This window comes from Arthrobacter rhizophilus, assembly GCF_026241105.1.
In the GTDB taxonomy this organism is placed as follows: domain Bacteria; phylum Actinomycetota; class Actinomycetes; order Actinomycetales; family Micrococcaceae; genus Arthrobacter.
This window is the reverse complement of record NZ_JAPFFT010000004.1, coordinates 1-17914: the sequence shown is the minus strand read 5'-3', so window position 1 is coordinate 17914 and position 17914 is coordinate 1. Positions and strand designations below refer to the sequence as shown.

General features: G+C 64.3%; 17 protein-coding genes. 11 read left to right on the top strand and 6 right to left on the bottom strand.

Annotated elements, in window-relative coordinates; all coding sequences use genetic code 11:
- The first annotated feature begins 222 nt into the window (after positions 1-222).
- Positions 223-495, top strand: coding sequence for a DUF2277 domain-containing protein (locus OOZ51_RS05140; protein ID WP_265978072.1), 273 nt, complete (start codon positions 223-225; stop codon positions 493-495).
- 79 nt (positions 496-574) lie between these two features.
- Here the strand turns inward: OOZ51_RS05140 and OOZ51_RS05135 are convergent, their stop codons facing one another.
- From OOZ51_RS05135 to OOZ51_RS05125, 3 genes are read right to left on the bottom strand one after another with little or no spacing between them, the layout of a single operon-like run.
- A complete protein-coding gene (locus OOZ51_RS05135) occupies positions 575-3142 on the bottom strand; it encodes a heavy metal translocating P-type ATPase (RefSeq protein ID WP_265978070.1) in 2568 nt (855 codons plus the stop codon).
- An 8-nt stretch (positions 3143-3150) separates the two neighbouring features.
- Positions 3151-3390 carry a heavy-metal-associated domain-containing protein gene (locus OOZ51_RS05130; protein ID WP_265978069.1) on the bottom strand — a complete coding sequence of 80 codons (240 nt, stop codon included), beginning with the start codon at positions 3388-3390 and terminating at the stop codon, positions 3151-3153.
- 49 nt (positions 3391-3439) lie between these two features.
- Positions 3440-3781, bottom strand: coding sequence for a metal-sensitive transcriptional regulator (locus tag OOZ51_RS05125; protein WP_323054686.1), 342 nt, complete (start codon positions 3779-3781; stop codon positions 3440-3442).
- 319 nt (positions 3782-4100) lie between these two features.
- Between OOZ51_RS05125 and OOZ51_RS05120 the strand changes: the two genes are divergently transcribed.
- The 6 genes from OOZ51_RS05120 (at position 4101) to OOZ51_RS05095 (ending at position 10267) form a co-directional block, all read left to right on the top strand.
- Complete coding sequence (locus OOZ51_RS05120; protein ID WP_265978068.1) at positions 4101-5393, top strand: extracellular solute-binding protein; 1293 nt, start codon at positions 4101-4103, stop codon at positions 5391-5393.
- A gap of 43 nt (positions 5394-5436) precedes the next feature.
- The gene (locus OOZ51_RS05115; RefSeq protein ID WP_265978062.1) at positions 5437-6420 is read left to right on the top strand and encodes a carbohydrate ABC transporter permease; all 984 of its coding nucleotides are present in this window, start codon (positions 5437-5439) and stop codon (positions 6418-6420) included.
- Positions 6417-7322: a carbohydrate ABC transporter permease gene (locus tag OOZ51_RS05110; RefSeq protein WP_265978061.1), complete on the top strand. Its 906-nt coding sequence runs from the start codon at positions 6417-6419 to the stop codon at positions 7320-7322. Before OOZ51_RS05115 ends, OOZ51_RS05110 begins: the two co-directional genes overlap by 4 nt.
- Positions 7319-8932: a beta-N-acetylhexosaminidase gene (locus OOZ51_RS05105; protein WP_265978059.1), complete on the top strand. Its 1614-nt coding sequence runs from the start codon at positions 7319-7321 to the stop codon at positions 8930-8932. The genes OOZ51_RS05110 and OOZ51_RS05105 overlap by 4 nt, the downstream gene beginning before the upstream one ends.
- A gap of 7 nt (positions 8933-8939) precedes the next feature.
- Positions 8940-9755, top strand: coding sequence for an IclR family transcriptional regulator (locus OOZ51_RS05100; protein ID WP_265978058.1), 816 nt, complete (start codon positions 8940-8942; stop codon positions 9753-9755).
- Between the two features lie 158 nt (positions 9756-9913).
- A complete protein-coding gene (locus OOZ51_RS05095) occupies positions 9914-10267 on the top strand; it encodes a rhodanese-like domain-containing protein (RefSeq protein WP_265978282.1) in 354 nt (117 codons plus the stop codon).
- An 89-nt stretch (positions 10268-10356) separates the two neighbouring features.
- Here OOZ51_RS05095 and OOZ51_RS05090 read toward each other — a convergent pair whose 3' ends face one another.
- From OOZ51_RS05090 to OOZ51_RS05080, 3 genes are read right to left on the bottom strand one after another with little or no spacing between them, the layout of a single operon-like run.
- On the bottom strand, positions 10357-10761 hold the full coding sequence (locus tag OOZ51_RS05090) for a RidA family protein (RefSeq protein ID WP_265978056.1): 405 nt from the start codon (positions 10759-10761) through the stop codon (positions 10357-10359).
- Positions 10758-11519: an IclR family transcriptional regulator gene (locus OOZ51_RS05085; RefSeq protein ID WP_265978055.1), complete on the bottom strand. Its 762-nt coding sequence runs from the start codon at positions 11517-11519 to the stop codon at positions 10758-10760. Before OOZ51_RS05085 ends, OOZ51_RS05090 begins: the two co-directional genes overlap by 4 nt.
- Positions 11516-12547: a sugar kinase gene (locus OOZ51_RS05080; RefSeq protein ID WP_265978053.1), complete on the bottom strand. Its 1032-nt coding sequence runs from the start codon at positions 12545-12547 to the stop codon at positions 11516-11518. Before OOZ51_RS05080 ends, OOZ51_RS05085 begins: the two co-directional genes overlap by 4 nt.
- Before the next feature lie 219 nt (positions 12548-12766).
- Between OOZ51_RS05080 and OOZ51_RS05075 the strand changes: the two genes are divergently transcribed.
- From OOZ51_RS05075 to OOZ51_RS05060, 4 genes are read left to right on the top strand one after another with little or no spacing between them, the layout of a single operon-like run.
- Positions 12767-14119, top strand: a complete 1353-nt coding sequence (locus tag OOZ51_RS05075) for a type III PLP-dependent enzyme domain-containing protein (protein WP_265978051.1) — start codon at positions 12767-12769, stop codon at positions 14117-14119.
- 10 nt (positions 14120-14129) lie between these two features.
- On the top strand, positions 14130-15797 hold the full coding sequence (locus tag OOZ51_RS05070; protein WP_265978050.1) for an N-acyl-D-amino-acid deacylase family protein: 1668 nt from the start codon (positions 14130-14132) through the stop codon (positions 15795-15797).
- Positions 15787-16422 carry a bifunctional 4-hydroxy-2-oxoglutarate aldolase/2-dehydro-3-deoxy-phosphogluconate aldolase gene (locus OOZ51_RS05065; protein WP_265978049.1) on the top strand — a complete coding sequence of 212 codons (636 nt, stop codon included), beginning with the start codon at positions 15787-15789 and terminating at the stop codon, positions 16420-16422. The genes OOZ51_RS05070 and OOZ51_RS05065 overlap by 11 nt, the downstream gene beginning before the upstream one ends.
- A gap of 22 nt (positions 16423-16444) precedes the next feature.
- The gene (locus OOZ51_RS05060; RefSeq protein ID WP_265978048.1) at positions 16445-17836 is read left to right on the top strand and encodes a GntP family permease; all 1392 of its coding nucleotides are present in this window, start codon (positions 16445-16447) and stop codon (positions 17834-17836) included.
- Positions 17837-17914 lie beyond the last annotated feature (78 nt).

Sequence of the window (17914 nt, the reverse complement as noted above, 5' to 3'; positions counted from 1 at the left end):
GCGATTGGTTGTGACCGCGCTGGCGGTTTGTGGGGATCGCTGCAATCGCAGAAGGTCCGGGCGCTGTGAGTCCGGACCTTCGGTGTTCACCATGTTAGTGGGAAGCCTGATCCTGCTCGGACGCCCCGGGTGGAGAGGCGGGCTGGTGAGGCGGGGGCTACTCCGGGGCAGAATGTCATTTCAGGGACCCCGGAAGACCGGGCCGGGGCCTAGCATGTTGGTATGTGCCGCAACATCCACACCCTTCATAATTTCGAGCCACGAGCCACCTCGGCGGAGGTGGAAGCTGCAGCCCTTCAGTACGTGCGCAAAATCAGTGGCAGCACCAAGCCGTCCAAGGTGAACGAGGAGGCCTTCGCTGAGGCCGTCCACGAGATCGCGCACATCACCCAGCATCTGCTCGATTCCCTCGTGACCCACGCGCCAGCGCGGAGCCGCGACGAGGAGGCCGCCAAAGCCAGGGCCCGGGCTGCCGTTCGTTTCGGAACGGCTTAGGCCCAAACTGATGGGGCAGTTGTTGTCGCTTACCGGCCGGTTGGCGACAACACCTGGCAGTTAGTCGAGTGCGTTGGGGCTATTTTGCGAACGACCGGAGCCGCAGCGAGTTCGTGACCACTAGGACCGAGCTTGCTGCCATGGCCGCGCCGGCGATCATCGGGTTAAGCAAACCGAGGGCCGCCACCGGGATGCCTATGGCGTTGTAGAAGAACGCCCAGAACAGGTTCGTCTTGATGGTGGTGAGGGTCTTCCGGGATAGCTCGATGGCTTGAACGAGTTGGCCGAGATCGCTCCCCATCACGGTCAGGTCCGAAGCCTCGATTGCAACATCCGTGCCCGAACCCATGGCAATCCCGAGGTCGGCTTGCGCGAGGGCCGCCGCATCGTTGACTCCGTCCCCGGCCATGGCCACGGTGGATCCCTGGGCTTGTAGTTTCCTTACCGCGTACACTTTGCCTTCCGGCAGGATGCCCGCGAACACATCTTCCGTGGCGATCCCGACGGCGGCAGCCACTTGGGTAGCGACCGCGGCATTGTCTCCAGTCAGCAGCATGGGCCGGATTCCAAGTTCCTTGAGCCTTGCTATCGCTGCGGCCGAACCGGGTTTGACGGTGTCCCTGAGCGTGACGATTCCAGCAGGCTCCCCATCCACGGCAACCCAGATAGCGGTGGCGCCACCGGCTTCCTCAGCGGCCAGGGCCTGGCGCTGCGTATCGTCGGGGAAGATCCCGTTTTGTTCCAGCCAGCCGGTCCTGCCGGCGACAACAATGCGCTCAGCTCCGCTTCCGTTCGCCGGAACTGTCCCGCGAACTCCCCCGCCCGGGGCGGAACTGAAGTCTTTCACGCTGGGGAGCCTGCCGGCGTCGGGCACCGCAGACTTGGCTGCAGCGGCGATGGCCTGGGCAATAGGGTGCTCCGAAGCTGCCTCAACAGCACCCGCGATAGACAGAACGTCGGCAGGGGAGTGGCCATTCAGGGCCACTGTGTGTCCGACGGCCAGTTTGCCGCTAGTAACGGTACCGGTTTTGTCCAGCAGAATGGCGTCCACGGTGCGGGTATCTTCAAGAACCTGCGGGCCTTTGATGAGGATGCCGAGTTGTGCACCGCGACCGGTTCCGGTCAACAGGCCCACTGGTGTCGCGAGCCCGAGCGCACACGGGCAGGCAATCACGAGCACCGCGACGGCAGCCGTGAACGAGGCATTGAGGTCTCCGTTCAGGACGAGCCACAAGACGAAAGTCACGACGGCGATGACGAGCACCACCGGAACGAATACGGCGCTAATGCGATCGGCGAGCCGTGCAATGGGGGCCTTGCCCGTCTGTGCTTGGCTGACCAGACGCCCCATCTGCGCCAGCGTTGTCTCGGACCCGACCCTCGTAGCGCGGACCAGAAGGCGTCCCGAAGTGTTGATGGTGGCACCAGTAACCTGACTGCCCGGGCCGACTTCCACCGGCACGGATTCGCCCGTGATCAGCGAAGCGTCGACGGCGGATGCACCGCCCGTCACCACGCCGTCGGTGGCGATCTTCTCGCCCGGACGGACCACGAAGACGTCCCCGGCCACGAGTTGCTCGGCCGGGATCTTGTGCTCGACGCCGTCTCGCAGCACCGTTGCGTCCTTGGCGCCCAGATTCAGGAGGGCTTTAAGGGCATCGCCGGCCTTAGCTTTGGCGTTGGCCTCAAGGTAGCGGCCAAGGAGCAGGAATGTAGTGACGACGGCGGCAACTTCGAAGTACAGCCCACCGCCCGTCCCCGCGGATTCCATGCCGGGGTGTTCCGTCATCATCGGGTTGGCGAAAAGCTGCCAGGCCGAAAAGAGGTACGCGGCCAGGACGCCGATGGAGACAAGCGTGTCCATGGTGGAGGCGAAGTGGCGGGCGTTGATGGCAGCGGCGCGGTGGAAGGGCCACGCAGCCCAGGTCACCACCGGAAGTGCCAGAACGGCGGCAACCCATCCCCATTGCGGGAACTGCAATGCCGGAATCATCGAGATGGCGAAGACCGGGACCGTCAGTGTGGCGGCGGCGATCAGTCTTGGCTTCAGCTGGCGGCCCGCAGGACCGTGATGCATATGGTCTTCGTGGGCGCGCAAGTCGTGCTCGCCTTGCGCTTGCGCTTTGTGGTCGCCAGCCGCGCCGGCACCGGCGCCATGCTCTGCATGCTCGCTCGTGCCGCCCCACCGGCCCCCTAACCTCGCAAGCTCGGCCAGGGGACCCTGCCGGCGTGGGCCCAGCTTAGACGCATGCTGCGGCATACCACCGGCACCGTCGCTGTGATCCTGCTCAGACTGGCCCGCTGTACCAAGGTGCCCGGCGTCGGTCTCGAGCGGGCCGAGCATGGCGGGTTCGTGGTGTTCCGCGTGTTCAGGCTGGGCGTGGGCGTACGGAGGCGTTGCCCTCGATTCGCGGATCCAGGCTTTGTAGCCCGTGGCGTTGACGGTGTCCACGATTTGTTGGTCCGTAACGTTTGCCGGAACTGTTACCTGGGCTGATTCGAGGGGGAGGTTCACGGAGGCTTCCACACCGTCGAGCTTGCCCAGTTTCCGCTCCACGCGGGACACGCAGGATGCGCACGTCATGCCCTCTATATCGAGTTCGATGACGCGTGTACCTGGCTGGTGCAAGATCTCCTGGTTGCTCACGCTGGCCCCTAGGCCTCGTTGGCGACTACCAGGTAGCCGGCTTCGGCTACGGCCTCGCCGATTTCAGACGGCGACAACTCCTGGGTGGAGGTGATGGTGACCGTGGAGATTCCGCCGGCATTCAGATCGATTTCGACACTCTCCACGCCGGCCAAGGACTCGATTTCCTCGCTAACGGCTGAAACGCAGTGCCCGCAGGTCATGCCGGAAACGCTGACGTTCGTTTGGATGGTGGCTGTGTGACCCATGGCGTGCTCCTTGGTGGTGAATTGGATTGTGTGGTGAGTGCTTGCGGGATTACCGCAGCAGGCGCCCGATGGCATCGGCGGCCTCCTTGACCTTGATGTCGATTTGCTCTGCGCGAACCATGGGATCGGATTCGGATGCGGCTCCGACTACGCAGTGCCCAATATGTTCCTCCACGAGCCCGAGGCTCACGGCGTGCAGGGCTTTAGTGGCGGCCGAGACCTGCGTGAGGATGTCGATGCAGTATTTGTCCTCTTCGACCATGCGCGCGATACCGCGTACTTGGCCCTCGATCCGCTTGAGGCGCCGAAGGTAGGCGTCTTTGTTGGGGGAGTAGCCGTGTTGGGAATGCGCCCCGTCCTCGATCTCGATGCCGGGCTGCGCAATGTTCAAGTCAACCGGGTTCAAGTCAACCGGGTTCAACTCGGCGGACTTCAACTCTGCGGACTTCAAATCTGTGGACTTCAAATCTGTGGGGTTCACATCGACCGTGCTCATGTTGCAAAGGTATACCCCAGGGGGGTATAAATCAAGTACCCCCGAGGGGTATGCGCCAGGTCATGAAAGGAGGTCGCTTTACAAATTCTCGTTTTGCAATGCAAACCTTTTGACGCTTGTGCTTCCGCTCACATAAGTATGTTTGTAAAGTTTCCTTCCATACCCGACGCGGGGGAACCGCCGGGCAACCAACCCTTTTCTCATGGAGGATCCATTGAAAATCGCAAGCTCTGCGGCTGCCTTTGCCCTCGCCGCCCTCGCCCTGACGGCCTGCGCCCCGCCCACGTCGAACAACGCCGCATCATCCTCGGACGACAAGTCCGGCACCATCCGCGTGTGGCTCTTCTCGGAAGTCAACCAGGATCCCAAGTCCGCTGTAGTCAAAGCAGCCGTATCCGATTTCGAAGCCAGCCACAGTGGCGCCAAGGTTGATGTCCAATACATCCCGGTCGACAGCCGGGCGGAGCGATTCAAGGCCGCGTTCAACGATCCCTCCAGCGCTCCCGACGTCGCCGAATTCGGCAACACGGACCTCGCCAACTATGTGGCATCGGGCGGATTGTCCGATATGACCGCCGACATCAAGGGCTGGGACGAGTCCAAGGATCTTGACGGCAAGATCCTGGCCACCACCGACATTGGCGGCAAGAACTACGGCGTGCCCTGGTTCGTGGGTGTCCGCGCCCTCTACTACCGCACCGACCTCCTGAAGGCGGCAGGCCTCGAGGTTCCCAAGACCCTCGCCGACGTCGAAACCGTGGCCCGCGCCGTCCGTGCGGCGAACCCGGACACGCTCGGCATTTCCGTCGGTGGAGCTGCCCAGTTCTCCGCCATGCCCTACCTCTGGGCAAACGGCGGCAGTATTGCCACGAAGAAGGGCGATACCTTTGTCTCCGGGTTGGACTCGACGGAATCCAAGGACGGCATCTCTGCCTACGCCCGGCTCCTCAAGGACGATATCTGCCCGCCGCAGACTTGCGCCGAATTCGGCGGAAACGCCAGCGTCCAGCAGTTCATCGCTGGAAAATCAGCCATGACGATCGGTGGCGACTTCAACTACAAGGCAGTGGCTGCCAGTGCCGTCAAGGACAAATTCGCCGTAGTTCCGGTCCCCGGAAAGACCGCTGGATCGATCGCCCCGGCCTTCGCGGGCGGCAACAACCTCGGCGTCTTCAACAGCAGCAAGCACCACACCTTGGCCGCCGACTTTGTGAAGCTTTTGGCCAGCAAGAAGTACCAGCAAAAGATGTTCGATTCCATGGGCAACCTGCCCACCTTCAGCGATGTGCAAAAGACCGTGGCGGACTCCAACCCGCAAGTTGCGCCTTTCATCAAGACCCTCGCCGCCGGCACCAACTTTGTCCCAGTGACGGAAACCTGGTCCACGATCGACGCCCAAGGCATCTTCACAGGCATGTACCAGAAGATCGTTACCGGCAAGGCGGACGTCAACACGGCCAGTGCCGATGCTGCCAAGGCCATGAACAAGGTCTTCGGATCCAAATGATGCGTCTCCTGTCTCGAGCCGGATCCGCACCGGGAGGTAGTGCATGACGGCGCTCGCATCGGCGAAAGCGAAGACCAGCGGAACGCGGAACCGCAAGCCGACGACGGCGGGCAGTTCCCGCCGTCGTTCGCTACGCAAGCGCGGCCTGGAACCGTGGCTCTACCTGGCTCCGGCGTTCATCGTCCTGATCGCGCTGCTGGGATACCCGATTTTCCAGCTGATCAACGTTTCGTTGTACGACTACCGCCAAGCCCAAGTCAGTGGCAAGGCACCACTTCAGTTCACGGGCCTGGAGAACTACCAGAAGCTCGTCGCCGATCCTGAGTTCTGGTCTGTTTTGGGCAACACCGTGCTGTTCGCGGGCGCTTGCGTTGTCCTGACTCTGCTGGTGGGAACATCCTTGGCGGTATTGGCTACGCGGCTGCGGCCCTGGGTCCGGACTGCGCTATTCGTGGTCTCGCTCGGCGCTTGGGCCACCCCGGCCGTCACCGGCAGCGCCGTGTGGCTTTTCCTCTTCGACCCCACCCTGGGGCTCGTCAACAAGGTGCTCGTCTCCGTGGGCTTGACGCAGTTCAACGGCTACTCCTGGACCTACGACAAGTGGTCGGCCTTTGGGCTGGTAGCCAGCGAAGTGGTGTGGTGCTCGTTCCCGTTCGTGCTCGTGACGGTCTACGCCGGCATCCAGGCGATCTCCACCGAAGTGATTGAGGCGGCCCGGCTGGACGGTGCTTCCATGCCCCGGATCGCGCGCAGCATCATGCTTCCCATGCTGCGGCCAATCGTGATCGTGGTGACCATCCAGTCGATTATCTGGAACTTCAAGATCTTTTCGCAGATCTACATCATGACCAACGGCGGCGGCATCGCCGGACAGAACCTCGTGCTGAACGTTTACGGCTACCAGCAGGCATTCGCGGCCAGCCTTTACGGCCTCGGTTCGGCCCTCGGTGTCATCATGACCGCCCTGCTGATGATCATCACCCTGGTGTACCTCCGCATCCTCAAGAGAACGGGAGAAGCCCTGTGACCGCCGTCGAAGTTTCACTCCGAAAGAACCGGCCTGCGGAAGCTCCGCAAAAGTTCCGCAACGGCGGACGACGCCGTTGGGGCGCCGACGCTGCGGCCCTCGCCATCGCGCTCCTCGTCGCGTTCCCCCTGTTCTGGATGGTCCTTTCGGCCCTCAAGCCGAAGACAGCACTCGACGCCGGCGACGCGGCACCGTTCACCATGGAACCGTCGTTCGATTCCTTCATGCGGGTGCTTTCCGTGAACAATTTCGGCAGGTACTTCCTCAACAGCGTGATTGTGGCGGTTGTGGTCGTCATCATTTCGACAGTGCTGGCTTTCCTGGCGTCCGTGGCGCTGACCCGTTACGAATTCAAAATGCGCACCAAGCTGCTGATCGTGGTCCTGGTGTCCCAGATGGTGCCAGTGGAAGCGCTGACGATTCCGCTGTTCTTCCTGCTCCGCAACGCGGGCGAGGCGATACCGCTGGTGGGTTTGAACCAGCTCGGCTCCCTGGTGTTGGTGCACGTCGGGTTCAGCATTCCGTTCGCGATCTGGATGCTTCGTGGCTTTGTGGCAGCCGTGCCGGTGGATCTCGAGGAAGCAGCGCGTCTGGACGGGGCAAGTGGCTTCCGATTTGTTCGCTCGGTGCTCTTCCCGCTGGTGGCACCGGGCGTGGTGGCGTGCTCGGTGTTCTCCTTCATCTCAACGTGGAATGACTTCCTGTTCGCGAAGACGTTCATCATTTCCGCCCAGGAGAACCAGACGCTGCCCATGGCATTGTTGACCTTCTTCAAGCCCGACCAGAACGATTGGGGTGCCATCATGGCCGGTTCCGTGATCATGACCATTCCGGTGCTGATCTTCTTCATCGCCGTGCAGCGAAAGCTCGTGTCCGGCCTGGCCGGGGCGGTGAAAGGATGAGCGCTGCAGATCTGCTGGTTCCCGTTCCGTGCTCGGTTGAGTCCGGCGACGGTTTCCTGGAACTGGACTCAGCCGCCACCTTGGCCACCGATCCGGAGCTCTACGGCGCGCGTCGCTGGCTGGCCCGGACCCTCGGCGCGGCCACGGGCTGGGACCTGTTTCCGGCCGCCGTGGCTCATGCGAGCATCAGCCTTCGGCTTGACCCGGAGCTCGACGCTGAGGCCTATCGCCTGGAGGTGGGCGCCGCCGTCGTGATTCACTCGGGTGGCCCGGCAGGAGCCTTCTATGCCGCGCAGACGCTCCTGCAGTTGCTGGGACCCGCAGCCTTGCGACAAGCGCCCGTTGCGGAAGTTGGAGGCGCATGGCAGGTTCCAAAGGTGTCCATCCAGGATCAGCCCCGCTTCGGTTACCGAGGCGTGATGCTGGACGTGGCCCGGCATTTCATGCCCAAGGACAATCTGCTGCGGTTCATCGAGGTGATGGCCATGCACAAGCTCAATGTCCTGCACCTGCACCTCACGGACGACCAAGGCTGGCGGATCCAGATCAACCGCTACCCGAAGCTCACCGAGACCGGAGCGTGGCGGCGGGAGTCCTCGCTGGGCTCGTGGCGGGCCGGGATTTTCGACGGTCTTCCGCATGGTGGCTTCTACAGCCAGGACGATCTCCGCGAAGTGGTCGCGTTCGCGGCGGAAAGGCACATCAGCGTCATTCCGGAGATCGATGTTCCGGGACACAGCCAGGCTGCCATCGCCGCCTACCCGGAACTGGGCGCGGGTGCGGATGCAGAGGTTTGGACCCGCTGGGGAATCAACGAGACCGTGCTGGAAGTCTCGGACACTTCGCTGGAGTTCTACCGCAATGTGCTCGACGAAGTGGTGGAGATTTTCCCCTCCCGCTGGATCAGCTTGGGCGGGGACGAAGTTCCGCCGACCCAGTGGCAATCCAGTGCACAGGCGCAAGCCAAAGCCGCCGAACTCGGCTTGCCGGACGTTTCCGGGCTGCACAGTTGGTTTGTCGGGCAGCTGGCAAAGCACCTTGCCGGGCATGGGCGCGTGACGTCCGTCTGGGACGAAATAGGTGACGGCGAACTCCCTGACGGCGCGCTGGTTGCCTCCTGGCGTGGCTATGAAGGGGGCATCAAGGCGCTTGAGAGTGGCTACGACGTGGTCATGTGCCCAGAGCACAAGCTGTACCTCGACCACCGTCAGGCCGACGGCGACGACGAGCCCGTGCCGGTAGGGTTCGTCATTACGCTGAAGGACGTCTATGAATTCGAACCGCTGCCAGCCGGTGCGCATGACGCGTATTCCGGCAGGCTCCTCGGGGCGCAGGCCAACATCTGGACCGAACACCTGGATTCGCCGCGGCGGGTCCACTTCGCAGCGTTTCCGCGGCTGAGTGCCGTCGCGGAGGTGCTCTGGTCCCGGCCCGAGGACCGGGACTACGATGGTTTCCTGACCAGGCTCGGAGGGGCCCATCTGGAACGGCTGGAAGCCATGGGAGTGGAATTCCGGCCGCTGTCAGGGCCCAAACCCTGGCAGTTGAGGCCCGGCGTGGTTGGCTGGAAACGCGATTACGACGCCGAGCAGCGCAGCGCCGCTGGATAGGACACACGTGGGTACAGAAGGCACGGAGGCCCGGAACTCCTCGGCCTCGTTGCGGAAGGCGCTTGCTTTGCTGGCGGTGGTGGCGGAGCATCCGGTGAGCGCCGACGGACTTGCCCTGGTGGAGCTGACCAAGCTCTCCGGGATCAATAAGAGCACAGTGCTGCGCTTGGCCGCGCCCCTGATGGAGGAAAACCTGCTGGAACGCGACGCGGAAAGCGGCCGCTTCCGATTGGGTCACGGTTGCCTCCGCCTGGGGCAGGCCTATTTGGATCGGTTGGATTTGCGCAGCGTCGCCAACGCCGAACTCCGGGTGCTGATGCGCGCCACAGAAAGCACCTGCCACCTTGTGGTCCTGTCCGGTCACGACGTGGTCTACCTCGACAAGGTGGAGGATGAGGCAACGGTTCGCATGGCATCGAGGGTCGGCGCGACCATGCCGGCCTACTGTACCGCGGTAGGCAAAGCCATGCTGGCGTTCAGTCCTGAGGAAGTGGTGGCGTCGATCCTGGCCAGCGAGCTGGTGCCGATCACCGACAGAACCATTACGGATCCCGAGCAGCTGCGGGCGGAATTCGCCGCAATCCGTCGCCGGGGCTATGCAATTGATGACCGCGAGAACGAGCCCGAGGTCCGGTGCGTCGCGGCACCGATCTTCGGCCACGACGACCACGTGGTTGCCGCCCTCAGCGTCTCCTCGTTGTCGTCCCGGATGACCGCCAAACGCGTCCGTGAAGTAGGTCCCATGGCCGCCGAAACCAGCCTCCGCATCTCGGCCAAGCTGGGATCGCGACGGGCCAACGCCAAACTCGCGAAGCTGGCCTAGGGGTGCGGATGGAAAAGCCAATGAACGACGCCGGTGCCGGGGTTGGGGCGGGCGGCGCAGCTGACGCCGGGGGTGCGGCCGACGCCACGGCCGGTGCCGGGCCGGGCGGCGCGGCGTCCGCCTACTTCCGCAGCAAGCTGCGGTTCGAGATTGACATCATGGACGTCGCGGACGCGGCTCCCGGCAGCTTTGTGCTGGTTGATACGCGCCGTCAGTCTTCGTGGGACCACGGGCACATCCCCGGAGCCGTTCACCTGCCGACCGCAGAGATCCCAATGCGAGCAGCCGCGCTGATCCCGGCACGGAGTTCAGTAGTGGTTTATTCGTGGGGCCCGGGCTGCAACGGGAGTACCTTCGCGGCCCTGGCCTTCGCCGAGCTCGGGTACCCGGTACGCGAAATGATCGGCGGCATTGAGTATTGGGCCCGGAATGGCCTTCCGGTGGAAACGGTTTACGGGATTGTTGTTGCCACGGCGGACGGACTAGTGACGGCGCGCCAGCCGGAGCTGTAGCGACGCTCTAACGGACTGGCGACACGGAAATGGACCAGCGACCCCGGAATTCCGGTGTCCCTGGTCCATTTGCCTGTCGTAAACCGAAGTTAGCCCGTTACCGCCAGCGCGTCGATTTCCACGAGCATGACTTCGTGCGGGAGGTCGACGAACACCGTAGTGCGGCTCGGAAGTTGGCCGCTGGGGACGTTTTCGGTGATGAACTCGCCGTAGACATCGTTCATGGCTGGGAAGTCGTCGCGCGTGGTGAGGTAGACGCGGAACATGATGACGTCCTCCACCGAGGAGCCGCCGGCCTCGAGGATCGCCTTGACGTTTTCCAAGGTGCGGCGGGTCTGCACGCGGACGTCACCCTCGCCGATGTACTGGTTGGTGGCCGGATCCATCGGGCCCTGCCCGGATACCTGGAACATGCCGCCCTTCTGGATGCCCTGGGAAAATACATGCGCCGGGGCCGGAGCATTTTCGGTCAGTACTACAGTCTTTTCACTCATGCTGAGTTCCTTTCATGGCTGATCCAGCCGAGGTCGCGGGAGATGGCCTCGGTGCTGGCTTTGAGGTCGGGCAGCAGCTCAAGCAATCCTTCATAGCTGAGCATCACCACCGGTACCGAACAAGAGGCTGCGGCCACGACGGCGCCAGTTGCGTCGCGAATGGGGGTCGCGATGCAGTGCACGAAGGCTTCGTGCTCGGCGTTGTCGTGGGCCCAGCCCTGGATCCTGACCTGCTCCAGTTCGGCCAGCAGGGCCTTCGGTGAGGTCAGGGTGGTGTCGGTAATTCTTGTGTAGTCCAGATCCGCGGCGATTCGTTCCTGCCGGCTGCGTGGCATGTCGGCAAGAAGGACTTTTGCGACGGCGGCCGAATGCAAGGACGCTGTCAGGCCGATCCGGGAGTACATCCGCACGGGATGGTGGGATTCGAACTTGTCGATGTACACCACGTCGTTTCCTTCGAACGCGGCAAGGTGCACGGTGTGCCCGGTCTTTCCGTTCAGCTCGGCCAGGTAGGGGTGCGCCACTTTGCGGATGTCCCGCTGCTCCAAGGCGAGCGAGGACAGCTCAAACAGCTTGGAGCCGAGCATGAATCGTTGGTCCTCATCGCGGACCACGAAGCGCTTTTCCTCCATGGCATGCAGGAGGCGCATCACCGTGGTTTTGTGGACGGACGCCTTGGAGGCGAGCTCGTCGAGGGTGGCCGGTTTGGCCGCGAGTTCCGCAAGCAGGTCAAGGGCCCGAATCAGGCTCTGGCTCATGGCGCTGTGCTCCGATCTTGAACGCTCCGGTTACGGCTGCTGAAGTGCCCCCTGGCAACGTGGATCGCAGCCCATTCGGCGTCGGTGGAATCGAGGATGGCCGAAAGCAGGGCGGAGTCGGGAAGGGGGCCGCGATCGCCGTGCACGGTGAGGGTGCAGGCTGCAGCGACGTGGCCGCGGCGGAGGCTCGCCTTCTGCTCGAGTCCGAACAACATGCCGCTCAGGTAGCCGGCAGCAAAAGAATCACCGGCGCCCACCGGCTCGAGCACGTCCACGGACAAGGCGGTCACTTCCGAGCGAGAGCCGTCCCGTTCCAGGGCGATGGCGCTGATGGCTTCGTTCTTGATAACGACGACGGCGGGATCGGGCATGAGGTGCCGAAGTTCAGTTTCGTCCGTGGTGCCGAAGGCGTGCTCGGCCTCGTCCTTGCCCACCAGCACGATGTCGGCAAGATTGGCCAGTCGGCGCAGCACCGAGTGGTCCCGCCCGGCCCAGAGTGCGGCACGCCAATTGACGTCGAAACTGATGACGCGGCCGTGCCTCGGTGCGGCGAGGATGGCTTCCATCAGCTCGAGGCACTCCGCCGAGAGCGCGGCCGTGATGCCGCTTAGATGGATGAGCGCGGCCGCGTTCAACAAGCGCTCGACGGCGGGATTCACCAGGGTGCCCGGGCCCATGGCCGAAGCGGCGGAACCTTGCCGGTAGTACAAAACTGAACTGCCGCCGTCGGGAGCTGATTCCTGGGCGGGGACCTTGACGTACAGGCCGGTGGGCCGCCCCGGGTCAACTTCGACGCCGGCGACGCCTACGCCGTGGCTGCTGAGCTCGTCCAGGATCCGCGTACCGAATCCGTCCTGGCCAACCCTGCCCACCCAGTGCGAGTCGAGGCCCATGGCAGCCAGGCCCATGGCAACGTTCGATTCGGCGCCGCCGATGCCGCAGTGCAGCTCGGTGGCTTGGTGCAGTGGGACGGCCTTCACCGGGGTGAGCATGGCCATCGTTTCGCCCACACATACAGCTGAAAGCATGAAACTCCCGCACTCCCTCTGCCGCTTCCAGCGGCACTCGACACCCCCAATGAAGAAGGGATTTCCGTGGCCGGATCGGGGCTGCCGGGACTTGCCGCGGCCTTGACTCCTCATCCTGCACCATGTTAGACATATCATCAACAGCTTTGCAACCCGCGTTGCAAAATACGCAACGCGATGGAGCTTGCGAAAAATGCGCACCGTGAAGGGATCTAACTGGTGAACACTTCCACGTCCGGAGCAGGGATAGAGGCCGGAGCCGGGACAGAGTCCGGGGCAATTGCAAGCGACGCCGTGGCCCGTTTGGCAGATGTCCGGCTCGATTGGCGGCACAAAGCAGTGCCCGCGACGGCCAACGGCACCAGCCACCGCGAGTTCCTCTCGGCAGGCCCCACCCTTGCGGACCTCCAGACGCCGTTGCTCACCCTCGACGCCGGCGCGCTTCGCGGCAATGCCGATCGCTTGGCCTCATGGTGTGCTGAGCACGGCGTGCTGCTGGCTCCGCACGGCAAGACCACCATGTCGCCGCAGTTGTGGGCCGAACAGCTCAACCGCGGCGCCTGGGGGATCACCGTGGCGAACTTCGCGCAGCTCCGCGTTGCCCGCGAATTCGGCGTGCGGCGGCTGCAGTTGGCCAATAGCCTCACCGATCCGCATGCCATCGAATGGGTTGCCGCGACCTCCAGCCCGGATCAGCCGATCCTGTCCTGGGTGGATTCCACCGTCACCGTGGATGTCATCGACCGCACCCTGGAAGCCGCCGGAAGCCACGCCGTCCTGGATGTCCTGGTTGAGCTTGGCGGAATCGGCGGACGCACGGGTGCGCGGGGCGTGGACGCGGCGCTCGACGTCGCCCGGTCCGTGGCCGCTTCACCTCACCTGCGGCTGGTCGGCGTCAGCGGCTACGAAGGATCGCTGGCCCACTCGGCCGACGCCGGCAGTCTCGCCGCCGTCCGCGGCTACTTGGGCCAGATGCGGGAGCTCCACGAGCGGCTGCTCAGCGAGAGTCTCTACGGGTCCGACGCCGTCATCCTCACCGCGGGTGGGAGCGCCTACTTCGACGACGTCGTCGACGTCCTGTCGCCGCGCGTCACGGCCGGCTCCGAGGCTGGCCCGCGCGTGGAACTCATGATCCGCAGCGGCGCGTACATCATCCACGATGACGGCTTCTACCGCGGCATCTCGCCGTTTTCCCGCGACGGCGGACAGCCGTTCAAGGCCGGGATGCACGGCTGGGCGCGCGTCGTGTCCCAGCCCGAGCCCGGCCTGGCCATCCTCGACGCCGGCAAACGCGACTTACCCGTGGACGAAGGCCTGCCCCGTCCGCAGCTGATCGGACCCGCTCTCGGCGGGCCGATGCAGCCGCTCGACGGTGCCGAGATCACCGCCGTGAACGATCAGCACTGCTTCATGACGTTCGACGCCGGCAGCACCACTGTGCGGCCCGGCGACGTGGTGCGCCTGGGCCTTTCGCATCCGTGCACCGCCTTCGACAAGTGGACGCTCATCCCGGTGCTGGCGGACACGGACGGCGACCAAACCGTCGTCGACCTCATCCACACCTTCTTCTAGGACACGCGCCATGAAGACACTCATCAGCAACGCCGTCCTGGTGGACGGAACCGGAGCGGACCGTCGCCCGGCGGACGTCCTGCTGGACGGCGAGGTGATCGCCGTCGTCGCCGACGCCGGATCCCTCACCGCCAGCGGAACAGGCGCCGAGCGCATCATCGATGCCACGGGACTCGTCCTGAGCCCCGGCTTCATCGACATGCATGCCCATTCGGATCTCCAGCTATTGGTCAACAAGGACCACCACGCCAAGCTCAGCCAAGGCGTCACCACTGAACTGCTGGGCCAGGACGGGCTGTCCTACGCCCCGGTAGACGACGCCACCCTCGCTGGAGTCCGCGAGAAGATCGCCGGCTGGAACGACAATCCGCAGGATTTCGACTGGAACTGGCGAACGGTGGGCGAGTACCTTGACCGCCTCGATCGCGCAGACAACAAAGGCCGGATCGCCACGAACGCCGCCTACCTCGTGCCGCAAGGAACCGTCCGGGCCCTAGTGATGGGCTTCGCCGAAGGGGACCCGACGCCGGAGCAGCAGGAGCGGATGCAGGACGTGGTCCGCACCGCCATGGAGGAAGGCGCCGTGGGGATGTCCTCCGGACTGACCTACACGCCCGGCATGTACGCCCGCACCGAGGAATTGGCAGGACTTTGCCGCACCGTGGGGGAGCTGGGCGGGTTCTACGCCCCGCACCACCGCTCTTACGGCAAGGGCGCGCTCGGAGCCTACGCCGAGATGATTGAGCTGAGCCGGACTACTGGCTGCGCCCTGCACCTGTCCCACGCCACCATGAACTTCGCCGAAAACAAGGGCCGGGCGGGCGAACTGCTGGAGCTGATCGACTCAGCCCTCGACGCCGGCACCGACATCACGCTCGACACCTACCCCTACTTGCCCGGCGCCACCACCCTTTCGGCCATCCTGCCCAGCTGGGCATCCTCTGGCGGCACCGAAGCCACGCTGGCCCGGCTGGCCGACCCGGAAACCAGGGCGAAGATCCGCGAGAGCGTGGAGATCTACGGCTCCGACGGCTGCCACGGAGTGGTTGCGGAGTGGCACACGCTCGAGATCAGCGGCGTCCAGAATCCCGCGCTCGCCGGCCATGTGGGCAAAACGATCGCTGCGATCGCCGCCGAAACGGAACAAGAGCCCTTCAACGTGTTCGTGCAGATCCTCGAAGAGGACCGCCTAGGCACCGGCATCCTGCAGCACGTTGGCCACGAAGAAAACGTGCAGGCCATCATGGTCCACCGCGCCCACACCGGCGGCAGCGACGGCCTCTTGGTCGGGGCGAAGCCGCACCCCCGCGCCTGGGGAACTTTTCCCCGCTACCTGGGCCACTACAGCCGCGACTTGGGCTTGCTGACTCTGGAAGACATGGTCCACCACTTGAGCGGACGCCCGGCCGGGCGGCTCAAGCTCGGCTGCCGCGGCCTGGTCCGCGAAGGCTACGCGGCCGACGTCGTGCTCTTCGATCCGGAGACCATCCGTGACGAAGCCACTTTTGAAAATCCCCGCCAAGCCGCCACCGGCATCCAATACGTGTTCGTCAACGGGACGGTAGCGATCGACGGCGGGAAGCCCACCGGCGCCCGCGCCGGCCGCGCCCTGCGCCGCAGCCCCGACGGACGCACCCGAATAGCTCCAGAAGAAGGTATCGAATCGCATGACTCCTGAAGAATTCGTCCAGCAGCTTGAGGCCGACCGCACCCTCGCCGTCGTCCGGGCGCCATTTATCCCCGACGCTGCCGAGCTCTGCCGCGCCCTGGCTGACGGCGGCATCCGCAGCGTCGAACTGACGTTCACGACGCCGGACGTGCTAAGCCATGTGCGACGGGCGGCGGAGACTGCCGCCCAGCACGGCGCCGCCGTCGGGATCGGAACCGTCATGACGGCCGAGCAGGCTAAGGCAGCCATCGACGCCGGCGCCCAGTTCCTGGTAACCCCGGGCCTCCGTCCGGAGGTGGCCGCCGTGGCTGTGGCGGCCGGTATTCCCTTCAGCTTGGGCGCCATGACACCCACGGAAGTTGCGCAGGCCCTCGATCTCGGTTCCGCCGCGGTCAAGATCTTCCCGGCCAGGCAGCTCGGCCCGGCCTACTTGAAGGATCTCCAGGGACCTTACCCCGGCATTCGGCTGCTTCCGTCCGGCGGGATCGATGCGTCGAACGCCAAGAGCTATCTCGACGCCGGTGCAGCAGCGGTCTGCTGCGGAACCAGCGTTGTCCCTCCTGCCGCCGTGGCCTCGGGTGAGTGGGCAGACATCTCCGCCAGGGCCCTCGCCTTCACCGCCACCCTCACGTAGGAATCCCCAGAAAGTAACCTCCATGAATGAATTCCTGAACTGGCTGCGGCACGATACAGCCGGCCTGCTTCTCCTGGCAGGGTTGGGCATTGCCCTCCTGCTGTTTCTGATCATCAAAGTCAAGGTCGAACCGTTCATCGCCCTGGTGGGTACCAGCGTGCTCGTGGCGCTGGTGGGCGGAGTGAGCATCGATGCCCTTGTCGGCTCGCCCATCAAGAGCGGGGATGCCCTCATTGAGAAGGGCTTCGCCGGGATCCTCGGACACATCACCCTGATCATCGGCCTGGGTACCGTGCTCGGCGCCATCCTGGAACGTTCCGGTGGCGCGGAGGTCCTCCTGGGGAAGCTCGTGAAGCTCTTCGGTGAAAAGGGCACCCCCGTGGCGATGGGTGTCACCGGCTTCGTCCTGGGTATCCCGGTCTTCTTCGACATCGGCATCTTCGTGCTCGCGCCCCTCGTGTACGTCGCGGCGGTGCGAGGCGGGAAGTCCCTCATCTTGTACGCCCTGCCGCTCCTCGCCGGCCTCTCCGTAACTCACGCTTTCCTGCCGCCGCACCCGGGTCCGGTAGCCGCCGCCGGGCTGTTCCACGTTGAACTTGGCTGGATCATCATCATGGGCTTGGCCTGCGGCATCCCGGCTTGGTTCGCCTCCGGCATCCTCTGGGGCCGGTGGATCGGCAAGCGCGTGCAGATCGCCGTTCCGGAGGACCGCGTGATCCCGGAGGCCGAAGAAGCCGTGGGCCACGAGCCGCCCATGAGCCTTGTTGCCCTCGCGATTGGCCTGCCGATGGTCCTGATCCTCGGTGCCACCTTCGGCAACGTCTTCCTGCCCGCCGGCGGATTCCGCGACACCTTGGTGTTCTTTGGCAACCCGGCCATCGCGCTGACCGTTGCCGTGGGACTGTCCATGTGGTTGTTGGGCATCCGCCGGGGCATGAGTGCCAAGGAGCTCTCCGAACTCAGCTCTGCTTCACTGAAGCCGGTGGGCATGATCTTGCTTGTTGTTGGAGCGGGTGCATTCTTCGGCGCGGTCCTCTCAGCAACCGGAGTAGGCAACGCGGTAGCTGACACTTTGTCCAAGGCGGGGCTCCCGGTCATCGTGTCCGCCTACGTGATCGCCTGCGGCATGCGCATTGCCCAGGGCTCAGCCACTGTGGCGATCGTCACCACCGGCGGGATCCTGGCCCCCGCGCTCACCGCCGGACACTATTCGCAGCCCCAATTGGCGCTGATCGTCATGGCGATCTCTTCCGGCTCAATCATCGCCAGCCACGTGAACGACGGCGGCTTTTGGATCATCTCGAAGTACTTCAACATGTCCGTCAAGGACACCTTGAAGACCTGGACCGTGCTGGAAACCGTGCTCTCCGTGGTGGGCTTCGGCATGGCGGCCTTGCTTTACCAGTTCGTCTAAGCCGAAGTTACGTCCGTCGTGACGTGCGAGATCCCCGCCGTGGCGGGGATCTCGCTGTTTTCGGGTCGGGTTGTTCTG